We start from the raw sequence: 10280 nt of genomic DNA, 5'->3' as shown, positions 1-10280 counted from the left end.
TGCAGAAGAATAACACTTGGAGAAATGTTCCATACGCTTCTTCTGTTCCCGCATGCCCAAGATTGGAATAACGGTGTCTAATGATGTCTAATGAGCTTACTTATCGAACAGCATCTGTATCCCAAGGCGACGAAATCCTGCGAATGAGTGAGTATATGCGAGATAAACCCTTAAAACCGAGGGACGAGCAGTTAAGGTAAATCGCGGAGAACCTTGCCACAAGTAATGGCAAGTTTTTGATGAACAGCATTAAGTTTCAAGGGGGGCAGCCAATGAACAAAACAGACCGTTTATTAGCCATCGTGCTGGAGCTGCAAAGCAGAGAAGTGGTACGGGGCGAAGATTTGGCGGACCTATTCGAAACCAGCGTGCGGACCATCTATCGTGACATTCAGGCACTTAGTGAAGCGGGCGTGCCGATTATAGGTGCCCCAGGCACAGGATATTCTTTAATGAAAGACTATTTCCTGCCGCCGATCAGTTTCACGGTAGAAGAAGCCGTGACCTTGCTTATAGGAACGGACTTTATCGAGCAACGATTTGATGATGAGTATCGTGTCAGGGCTCAAGCCGCTCGGAGGAAAATCGAGGCCATTCTATCGGAGAGCGTTCGCAATGAGACCTCTCGTGTGCGTAAGGCGCTGCGCTTGCTCACTCCCGGTAAACGGGTCGCGCTGTCAAAAGAAAGGGAATATTTCGAAAAGATCCGTCGAGCGATATTAGATGAACGAAAGATCAGATTTCATTATTCGAAAGGGATTGGGGATTCCAAGGGGAATCACCATCGTGATCGTACCGTCGCTCCCTATGGCCTGGTACTCGTTGAAGGATCTTGGATGCTCGTGGCCCGTTGCGATCTACGCCAAGACATTCGCCATTTCCGTTTGTCCCGAATGACCGAACTCATCGATCTGGAAGAACGATTCGAACTACCGGCGCATTTTAACTTAAGGGAGTATACCCCTCCGGATGATCGCCACTTGCGAGTTCGCCTTCGATTTAACCATGACATCGCAGATAAGGTGAAGGAATCGAACTATCATTACATGGAGGATATGGAAGAGCATCAAGATGGATTGCATGTGGTCTTACGCGTTCGTCAACTGGATGAATTGTTGCAATGGGTGCTTGGCTGGGGAGCGGGTGTGATAGTATTGGAACCTGAATCATTCCGAAATTGGATTCGTGAGGAAGCCCAAAAAATGTTAAAACGTACTGACATAACGTTGTCAGTAGCGTTGTTTTATAATCGGGTATGTAAACGTAAAGGAGTGGTGAGAATAAATGCGAAGTACGTCTTGCATCGGTTGGGGGACATAGCCAATCTATTTTTTACAGCTACTTTGCCCCTTAAGGAAGCTTCGCTGGTTCTGGCCCACGATATGATACGGTATTGTATTATTTATTATAGGAAGGATGATATCTTGTGAATTTCGCTTCTGTGCGCATCATTACCGACGACGTGGATCGTCTCGTCGAGTTCTATGAGAAAGTCATGGGTGTTTCGGCGGAGCGCCCCGCGCCCGTTTTTGCCGAACTCGTTGTGCCATCATGCACCCTGGCAATCGGCCACTCCCAGACGGCGCAACTATTCGGCGCTGGTTCCGTAGTGGCGGCCAACAATCACACTGTCATCATCGAGTTCCGCGTCGACGATGTCGAAGCCGAATACGCACGCTTGAAGCCATTTGTCGATGATTGGGTAAAGGAACCGACCACGATGCCGTGGGGAAACCGTTCTGTGCTTTTCCGCGATCCCGACGGCAACCTCGTTAACCTCTTCGAGCCAGTGACCGAGGAAGCGATCAAACGGTTCAGCGGTAGGCGTTGACGGACAGTTAAAGTGAGTGAGGCATCAATTTAGGGAGTGGCAACGATTCGTAAAATATATGGCCATCTAGTGCAGAATGCCTTAAAACGAGCAAATGTGAAAAGCTAAAGAGGAATTGAATGAAGTAAATAAGCAGCTGAGGCATTTGCAAAAAGATCGTATGGAGCTTGCTGATAAACTGCTGAACAAGACGCGGGACGATGAAATATTCAAAGGGTAAAGGAATTGGATAACATCATTTCCCAGGAACAGGAAAACGAAGGCTCCATACATGCGTTCCAATTAGAAGTTCAGCGTTTTACTCAACTGGAAATTTCGGATGAAGAAATCCTTCGAGAAGTGTTTCATCGATTAATTCACAAGGTCGAAGTATTTGAGGATAGCAGCATAGAAATCCACAATAGTTTCAAAAATCCGTTGTCTCGACACATGTGGAGTGCTGTGTGTTACTCATAAGAAATTGTTGAATTAAGCCACATTTACCTCTTTTTTTTGGGCTCAAGCGTAGAACATGCTTGGGCTCTTTTAATTTGATTGCATTGTAGTCGTTAATCTAGGAAATAATTCTTATCTAAAAATTGTAGGGTGTTGAAGATCGAAAATGGAACTTGAATGAGCTTTCTGACAGGGATGCTCGAGCCCCATCGTGCAGAACAAGTAATCAAAGACCAAAAAACCCATAGTCTTGGAACAATTGACGCTCTACCAACGATTGAGCCGCAGAAAAAAACTGCAGGATACATTCATTTCACAGCTTTGTTGATGGATTGTATGCAGCGTTTATTGGAATTTCTGCTTGGCATTAGTCAACTCCATTTGCTTCTTTGAGAGAATGAATTAGAAGACTATGATCGATCGGTGAAGACATGACAATCAGGATTGTATAGGTTCCATATTTATCGCACTGGTTGCCAAACTCTTCGAGCGTGCGTGTGGATTCCGTCACTACTTTTAATAAATAACTGTGTTCTCCGCTTATGCGGTGGCACTCGGCAACTTGGGGAGATGCATGGACAAAATCAAGAAACGCCAAGCAGTCCCTAGTCCGAAACAACATATAGGCTGCCGCATGCTTCCCAATTTTTTCAGGAGAAATGACGGTACGATACTCTTCGATTATTCCCTTTTCTTCCATCCTCTTAACTCGTTCCGTTACAGCAGGTTGGGACAACCCCACGTTTTTACCCAGTTCAGTCATTGAAATCCTTGCCTGGTTTTGAAGATAGAAGAGGATTTGTTTGTCTACATGATCCACTTTGAGTGTGCTCCTTTAAATTTAAGGTGTTTTAAATAAATAACTTTTATTACTTTGTATAATCATCATATTTGATTTAATGTGTTATGTAAAATGAACGATTTAAATTATATAATAAGACTCACATGAATAAGGGCGATTCACACATGAGAAGTCAGAGAGGAATGGCAAGCAATGAGCAAATACGATTTAAATAAGGCAGGTACAGAAGATTTACAGGCACGTATTGATGAGGTTATTGATTGTACAATTGACGAAAAAAAGCTGGCTGGTGCTGTTACCAAATCTAAGTTTGGAGGGTACTCTCAATGACTCTCTCGCATTCCAGCAAAAATATAATCGCATTGTCCGCGATATGTTTGTCCGCGCTAATGTTCGGCCTCGAAATTTCCAGTGTGCCAGTGATACTGCCAACCCTGGAAAAGGTATTACATGGCAATCTCAAGGATATGCAATGGATTATGAATGCCTACACCATTGCCTGTGCGACGGTTCTGATGGCTGTGGGGTCCCTAGCTGACCGTTATGGAAGGAGGCGCATTTTTATTATCAGCCTCATTTTGTTTGGCATTACATCCCTGATTTGTGGTTTGGCGCAAAGCACATCGGTTCTAATCGTCAGTCGGTTTCTTCAAGGTGTGGGTGCTGGTGCGATGCAGATTTGCCAGATAGCCATTCTTTCGCATCGGTTTCAGGAAGGACGAGAACGCAGCAAAGCCTTTGGAACATGGGGGATCGTGTTCGGTATCGGCCTCGGGTTTGGACCCATTATCGGGGGGATGATCGTGGCCGTATTGAACTGGCATTGGGTTTTTCTGGTCCACGTCCCGCTTACCATCCTTACTTTGATCCTTGTCTTTGGGGGTGTGGAGGAATCCAGTGATCCGCAAGCGGAAAAGCTGGACGTTATCGGTATTGTCACGCTTTCGTTGACGGTCTTTGGTTTGGCATACTTAATCACACAAGGACCCGAACTAGGCTTTACCAGCATAGCATCCATCAGCATTCTTGTTGCAACGGCAGCAAGCTTCATTATTTTTCTTTTTGTGGAAAAGCTCAGCGCCCATCCGATGTTCGACTTTTCCGTATTCAAGATACGCAATTTTTCTGGCGCTATCCTTGGCTCCATCGGCATGAATTTCAGTTTCTGGCCATTCATGATCTATCTGCCGATTTATTTTCAGAGCGGTCTTGGTTATGGCATTGTAGCCACAGGCCTGTCTCTCTTGGCTTATGCGCTGCCTACCCTGGTGATCCCGCCATTGGCAGAGCGTCTTTCGCTACGATATCAGCCGCGTATAGTTATCCCATTGGGTCTTTTCATCATCGGCCTGGGCTTCATTTTGATGAAATATGGCAGTGGAGGCGATCACGCCAACTGGCTGACCATGCTCCCGGGTTCCCTGTTGGCTGGTATCGGGCTGGGCTTGACCAACACGCCTGTGACCAACACGACTACCGGCTCAGTTCCGATTACCCGTGCAGGCATGGCTTCCGGTATAGACATGAGTGCCAGATTGATCAGTCTAGCCATCAACATCGCCGTGATGGGATTCATTTTGCAGGAAGGCATCCTGTCTTATTTGCGGGGAGCCCTTCCAGGGACTCTCGATACAACGCAATTGCGGACTTTGGCCGAGAAAATAGCCGCCGGAAACTTTGCATCTCTCAAGCAGGGTTTGCCAGAACTGTCCTCTCTGGATGCGTCCGGAGCCGTGGTCCATGCAGCTCTTGTGCACGGCTTTGGCTTGGTGATGCTCTATGGTGGCATTGGCGTGTGGGTTTTGGCCACGATCAGTTTTATGATTTTTGGATCCAAAAGAGCAGCTAGAGTGTGAAGGGCATCGCGCCTGCAGGTGGTTACTTGTGAGTATCTTCTAGCAATACATCAGCTTTTCGTTGGGCGAGCGTGAGATGTTGTTACCCGCGAAAGACGAGTCATGGATCACGGGTTGTTCGGGCTGCGCGACGATGTCTACTGGTTTAATCATCACCGATCAACAGTGACCCCGGCTACCTTACGCCTGTACAAGCTAGAAAAGTGCCCTCGTAAATAAGCCACATTTACCTGCTCTAATGGAGCTCAAGCATCCTTTCGTGCTTGAGCTCATTAGTTGTATAGGAGTTTATAAGAGACCATAATCATTTCGACTCGTCTGCTGACATAATATTGCTATTCATCTTCATTGGCTCTCGTAGTGCAACTGGTTGCAGTTGCTCAGTAACCCCACCATTGTGGAACAGAGGCATCAACATGTAGTTCTCAGCAATTTGAAACGGAGTTTGATTGAGATATAATAAAAGGAAAGCATAAGATATTACTCTATAAACAACTAAGGAGTGTTCTTCCACTTATGAAAACCGACATTACTATAATAAACCCATATATAGATGGTAATTACACTGTTAGTGTTGCAAAGAAAGAAGAAGCAGATGAAATAATGTCCCTTCTACTAGATACAGCCAAATGGCTTCAAAGTAAAGGTTCTCAGCAGTGGGGCGAGCTATTGAAAGGACATGATTCTCACAATACTGTAGGTTCAATCCAAAAAGAAGAAGTGTTTGTATGCAAGCATTACAATGAAATCCTAGGAGTCGTCATACTGAAACGTCAACCTAGTACTTGGGATTATCAGCTATGGGGAAGTAAAGCTTATGTAGATGATGAAGCAATTTATTTGCATCGACTTACGATTAGCAGAAAGCGTGCAAATTCGGGGCTGGGATCTGCTCTTTTGAATTGGTGTGATTCGGCTATAAGCTTTAGGAATAAGAAGGTGATACGCTTAGACTGTATTGCCAGTAACCCTCAACTATTTTCTTTTTACGAGAGTAATCGATACCAATATATGGGGCAAGAGGGAGACTTCAAGCTATTCGAGAAAAAACTATTGACTAACTAAAATTGCTTCAATTATCTGAAGAAATCGGAACGAAAAGGATTCCTACTTATCTGCCGTTGCATCTATGAATCTGTCGAAACAGGGGTACTGCTTGCTTGGCAGCGTTATTCAGCTTCCTTTAGCCGCAAATGACATCCTGCAAATTTATGCCGATACAGGGAGCGCGGAAGCTGTATTCAACAGGACAGCAGCTGGCATGCTAAGGGGAAAAAACATAAATATTTACTGTGGTCGAGAAGTGACTGTGGCCGAGCCATTCTTGAATTTCCTTCATGTTCACATTATTAGCCAATAAGGAAGATTCACCAGTTCAGTATGAAAAAATTTCTGACAGACAGAAAGTACAAGTCAATTCTAATTCAGATGGATAAACTTAAAGAGACTGAAAAGTTTGTCGATTGACCTGTTCTTTAATTGGAACTATACTGTGTAGCAAAGAGGGTGAGTAGATGAAACAAATTAGCAGTCGTTTTTCGATGGCAGTCCATATTCTCTCGATGATTACGTTGGACCCGCTATATAGTACAGGTGATCGAATAGCACGAAGCATCAATAGTAACCCTGTTGTAATTAGACGGATCATGGCACAGCTCAAAAAAGCAGGATATATTGAAACAAAAGCTGGAGTTGCGGGGGCCTCCCTTCGAGTATCTCCCGAAAGATTAACCCTACTGAATATCTACCGGGCGGTCGAATCCGTGGAAGGAAACCAGCTTTTCAATTTTCATAAGGACCCTGACCCCAATTGCTCTGTAGGCATGAACATTGAATCGGTTCTTGTACCACAACTCTCTCATGCGCAGATGGCAATGGAGTATGAACTGGCTTCCGTTACCCTGGCTCAGATTGTTGAGCAATTACGGACAAAAGCGAATGTAAAATAAAGCTGCTCCCTACGTGCTGTGGAGCAGCTTTATTTTACATCTTTTAAATTTGTGCCAGTCAAACAGTAGCCTGAGCAGGCTCTACATATTCAATAAAACTGCCATCGGGATGTTGTACAAAAATGCTTGGACCAATAGGACCATGCTGATCCCTTACTATGAGGGTATTTTGCTGTTTTAATACGTCCTTCAATTCGTTCATGGAATCAACGTACACTACGGCACGGAGTGATCTAGCAGGCTCCAAGGCCTCCGGACTTCCAGATACGATAACGTAAGGATATACTGTGGCTAAAGACAAGCCAGCTTCGGGAATATCCCATCTTCGATCCATAGGTCGGTTAGCAAGAGATTCATAATAAGCAACGGTTGTATCCAGTTGATTGGTAAAGACGGGGATAAAATGATCTGTGATTTTCATATTAACCTCCCAAATTTTAATTTTACATATAACTATAGTGGTTATAACTAATATAGTTATATAATATTGTCTTGATCTTGTCAAACTTTTTTGGTGAAGATTCTTCAAGAATTTTGATTCTCTCCGAGTTCTCTCAAACGTCCCCAAATAGCTTCATTTTAATAAATTGCTCAGCCCCCTTTCGGGGCTTGAAAAAACGAGAAGAACCTGGCAAACACCTTGATTTTACAAGGCTTTTGCCGAGTTCTAACTTCTCATTAATGGACTTATTTTCCGTTAGATTCCGAATCGCATACACGATTCAGGTCAGTGTGGGCTTACCACCGTGTAGGTTCGAGTCCTCTCGCCGGTACCACATTAAATAAAAACTGGTTCATTAGATGTTAAATCTAATGAACCAGTTTTATTTTACATAGGGAAGAATCATTCCCAGCCAAACGCTCAGCAGGGCAACACGATCTCAATTTTCGTGCGCTGTTTCAAGTTCTATGGTCAGTCTAATACTTTATTTTTCACAAAACACAGGCTAATTGAATTCAATTACAATTTCGATATTGTTTAGGTACCATGCCAGCATTAATTTGGAGGCTTGCCTTATTTTTTGATAAGTTTCCCATTCTCTAGGAAAAGCACTCGATCACAAAGCGCCAGCACTCGGTCATCATGCGTAACCATAACCGCGCTCTTTCGCTGATCCTTTACTTGTTTCGCGATCATGCTTACTACATCGTGACCTCGAGATGCATCTAAGCTTGCTGTTGGTTCATCTGCGAACAGGACAGCTGGGTCATTCATTAAGGCTCTTGCGATAGCGACCCGCTGACGTTCCCCACCTGAAAGCTTATCAGGATATGCCGTTCGACGATGAGGCAATCCCATCTTATCGAGTAACTCTTTTGCTCGTTTGGATGCCTTCTCCTTGTCCATTCCGGCAAGCTTGGCTACTACCATCAGCTGTTCTTCCACTTTCAAGTATGGAATTAAGTTGGCGCTTTGAAAAATAAATCCGATTTTTCGAAGTCGCATTTCAGAAAGTTCATTCTTGTCTTTGCCGATGATTGATTCTCCATCGAGTAGAACATCCCCACTCGTTGGTTCAAGAAGTGCTCCTGCTATGGACAGAAATGTACTCTTTCCCGAGCCAGAAGGTCCCATTACCGCGACCAGTTCACCTTCGGTCACCTCAAGATTTAGCTTATCCAAAATCGTTCTTTCGATACCGCCATCCTCAAAAGTCCGTGTAATCGCCTGTAATACAAGTCTGTTTCTCATGCTGCTGTCCTCCCAATCGCATCCAAAGCGTCAATTTTGGCGACCTTCCACACCGAAAATAGCGAACCGGCCAGAGACATTGCTACAAAGGACAAGCAAGTAAGTGCCAAGGTGGAGAAACCTAATTGAAATGGCATAGAACTTGGCAATACGGCCTCAAACAATTGTACCAGCAGGACGCTAACGACCAAACTGCCGACCGATAAGACCAAAACCTGCATCGTCACACTCCTAGCTAAATATGCAGTGCGTGTGCCGATGGCTTTCAAAATACCAAATTGACTGGTTTTCTGGATCGTGATGACATAAAAGAATACAGCCAGTACAAAAGCAGAGATTACAAATAAGAATACAATCATCATCATAAGAGAGCCTTGCTCTTCTTTGTAACCAGGAATCGCTGACACTGCCTCAGACTTCGTTATAACCTCCGTATTGGGCAGAGCGGCCTGAAGATCCTTAACTTTTTCGTTCGAGTCTTTAATGGCAATCGCATTGTAGACTTGACTATCTGCTGGTTTAGTTCCTTGACGAGTAAGTGTCTGCGTCTGGAGATCAAGCCAGTCCTGCTTATTTAGAAAAACAGCCGGTGTATGGCTGAATGACTCGTTCTTCACAAATCCGTTTACAGTCCATTTTGTTCCCGAAGCTTGATCGACAATGATTGTGCCTATTTTGACTCCAGAATTGGACAGCTTCTGATCAACGAGAACGTGTCCTTTTATCTGATCCGAGAGGGGTAAACCTTCAGTTACTGTTGGCATCAGCCAGCCATTGATATTAACTGCGAGCAGAGTAACATCAATCTTCTCCGTACCATCAGATGGAATAACCGTTGTCATTTTCACACCAAGCGGCTCTGCATTCTCTTCTCCTACGATTAAGCCCGCCTTTTTAAGCTGATTCTGATCGACCTGAGACCTAGTGAAGCGGTGATTAGAATCCTGTTCGAAGACAAAATGAGATGCAGCCATATTCTTAACAGAAGCCGCGTTATCATACGCGAGTCCCTGTGCAAGACCAGTGACAAACAGAACAAGAAATGAAACAAGCACCATAATTGTAGCGATTAACGTATACCGAGCCTTAGCAAACCTCATTTCTCGAATAGCTAAATACATTTTGCTTACCTCCTTCGTAATATCCTAAGTATAGGAAGTGAAAATGAACGGCGGATGAACAGCAAGTTACAGCTGAGGTAGTGGCATGACTTCGATTCCCATGAATTCCTTTTCCATAGAAATTGCTACATCCTAGACCCCATCATCGTTGGTATGAGATGAGCGAATATTTTGCTGCGGTGACTGGGACTGACTACGAGTTCGTCAGACTCATGGCTGCCTGGAAGATACCATCGTCGTATAGACATCCGATCACGGAGAGACAATGGGTGTACATGGATGGCTGGAGCACAAAAATATCTGGGTATGAGGAATCCATTGGGGTTCCATGCTTTATCCGCTATCCTCGCACTTTGGTTTCGCATTCAGCTTTCACCGCTAGTTTATGAGGAGAAGAAGAGAAGGTCCAGTCTTAGTTTTTTGGCTTAACCTTTTGTTTTAAAGCCTACGGGGAACTAATTTTTTATGCGCACTTGCAAAAAACATCATACTAAGGAATAGCTCCTAGATGAGACAACTGTATTAAGAAGAGAAAATTGTAAGAGGACAAGAACATATATCTATAAAGATCAGCGCGCAGGGCGGTTTTATTG

General features: G+C 44.3%; 11 protein-coding genes and 1 pseudogene. 8 read left to right on the top strand and 4 right to left on the bottom strand.

What is annotated here, in order from left to right:
- Positions 1-272 precede the first annotated feature (272 nt).
- The 3 genes and pseudogenes from FU659_RS06705 to FU659_RS35220 form a co-directional block, all read left to right on the top strand.
- Positions 273-1211 (top strand): annotated as a pseudogene (locus FU659_RS06705) (helix-turn-helix transcriptional regulator); the annotation flags it as partial.
- Positions 1212-1426: 215 nt separating this feature from the next.
- Positions 1427-1831, top strand: a complete 405-nt coding sequence (locus FU659_RS06700) for a VOC family protein (RefSeq protein ID WP_147946840.1) — start codon at positions 1427-1429, stop codon at positions 1829-1831.
- Positions 1832-2443: 612 nt separating this feature from the next.
- Complete coding sequence (locus tag FU659_RS35220; RefSeq protein WP_187273957.1) at positions 2444-2659, top strand: hypothetical protein; 216 nt, start codon at positions 2444-2446, stop codon at positions 2657-2659.
- On the opposite strand, the gene FU659_RS06695 is transcribed toward FU659_RS35220, so the two are convergent.
- Entirely contained in the window at positions 2634-3086 is a 453-nt protein-coding gene (locus tag FU659_RS06695; RefSeq protein ID WP_147946839.1) for an Lrp/AsnC family transcriptional regulator, read from the bottom strand. The genes FU659_RS35220 and FU659_RS06695 overlap by 26 nt on opposite strands.
- Before the next feature lie 174 nt (positions 3087-3260).
- Here FU659_RS06695 and FU659_RS35215 point away from each other — a divergent pair, with 174 nt between their 5' ends.
- From FU659_RS35215 to FU659_RS06675, 5 genes are all read left to right on the top strand, one after another.
- Positions 3261-3398: a hypothetical protein gene (locus FU659_RS35215; protein ID WP_187273956.1), complete on the top strand. Its 138-nt coding sequence runs from the start codon at positions 3261-3263 to the stop codon at positions 3396-3398.
- Positions 3395-4924: an MFS transporter gene (locus tag FU659_RS06690; protein WP_147946838.1), complete on the top strand. Its 1530-nt coding sequence runs from the start codon at positions 3395-3397 to the stop codon at positions 4922-4924. The genes FU659_RS35215 and FU659_RS06690 overlap by 4 nt, the downstream gene beginning before the upstream one ends.
- A gap of 516 nt (positions 4925-5440) precedes the next feature.
- Positions 5441-5989, top strand: a complete 549-nt coding sequence (locus FU659_RS06685) for a GNAT family N-acetyltransferase (protein ID WP_147946837.1) — start codon at positions 5441-5443, stop codon at positions 5987-5989.
- Between the two features lie 64 nt (positions 5990-6053).
- Entirely contained in the window at positions 6054-6284 is a 231-nt protein-coding gene (locus FU659_RS35210) for a hypothetical protein (protein WP_187273955.1), read from the top strand.
- A 154-nt stretch (positions 6285-6438) separates the two neighbouring features.
- Complete coding sequence (locus FU659_RS06675; protein ID WP_147946836.1) at positions 6439-6873, top strand: Rrf2 family transcriptional regulator; 435 nt, start codon at positions 6439-6441, stop codon at positions 6871-6873.
- A 58-nt stretch (positions 6874-6931) separates the two neighbouring features.
- Here the strand turns inward: FU659_RS06675 and FU659_RS06670 are convergent, their stop codons facing one another.
- The 3 genes from FU659_RS06670 to FU659_RS06660 all read right to left on the bottom strand — a co-directional run bounded on the left by FU659_RS06670 (position 6932) and on the right by FU659_RS06660 (position 9687).
- A complete protein-coding gene (locus FU659_RS06670) occupies positions 6932-7294 on the bottom strand; it encodes a VOC family protein (protein WP_147946835.1) in 363 nt (120 codons plus the stop codon).
- Between the two features lie 594 nt (positions 7295-7888).
- On the bottom strand, positions 7889-8566 hold the full coding sequence (locus FU659_RS06665) for an ABC transporter ATP-binding protein (protein ID WP_147946834.1): 678 nt from the start codon (positions 8564-8566) through the stop codon (positions 7889-7891).
- Positions 8563-9687, bottom strand: coding sequence for an ABC transporter permease (locus FU659_RS06660; RefSeq protein WP_147946833.1), 1125 nt, complete (start codon positions 9685-9687; stop codon positions 8563-8565). Before FU659_RS06660 ends, FU659_RS06665 begins: the two co-directional genes overlap by 4 nt.
- Between the last annotated feature and the right edge of the window lie 593 nt (positions 9688-10280).

It is taken from the genome of Paenibacillus sp. N3.4 (assembly GCF_008017805.1).
Classification (GTDB): domain Bacteria; phylum Bacillota; class Bacilli; order Paenibacillales; family NBRC-103111; genus Paenibacillus_E.
The sequence above is the reverse complement of the archived record's forward strand: the minus strand, read 5'-3'. Positions and strand labels throughout refer to the sequence as shown.

Excerpts from the sequence above, each read along its gene's own strand:
- FU659_RS06690 (WP_147946838.1), top strand. The coding sequence starts at position 3,395 with ATGACTCTCTCGCATTCCAGCAAAAATATAATCGCATTGTCCGCGATA.
- FU659_RS06685 (WP_147946837.1), top strand. The coding sequence starts at position 5,441 with ATGAAAACCGACATTACTATAATAAACCCATATATAGATGGTAATTAC.
- FU659_RS35220 (WP_187273957.1), top strand. The coding sequence starts at position 2,444 with ATGAGCTTTCTGACAGGGATGCTCGAGCCCCATCGTGCAGAACAAGTA.
- FU659_RS06665 (WP_147946834.1), bottom strand. The coding sequence starts at position 8,566 with ATGAGAAACAGACTTGTATTACAGGCGATTACACGGACTTTTGAGGAT.
- FU659_RS06670 (WP_147946835.1), bottom strand. The coding sequence starts at position 7,294 with ATGAAAATCACAGATCATTTTATCCCCGTCTTTACCAATCAACTGGAT.
- FU659_RS35210 (WP_187273955.1), top strand. The coding sequence starts at position 6,054 with ATGAATCTGTCGAAACAGGGGTACTGCTTGCTTGGCAGCGTTATTCAG.
- FU659_RS06675 (WP_147946836.1), top strand. The coding sequence starts at position 6,439 with ATGAAACAAATTAGCAGTCGTTTTTCGATGGCAGTCCATATTCTCTCG.
- FU659_RS06660 (WP_147946833.1), bottom strand. The coding sequence starts at position 9,687 with ATGTATTTAGCTATTCGAGAAATGAGGTTTGCTAAGGCTCGGTATACG.
- FU659_RS35215 (WP_187273956.1), top strand. The coding sequence starts at position 3,261 with ATGAGCAAATACGATTTAAATAAGGCAGGTACAGAAGATTTACAGGCA.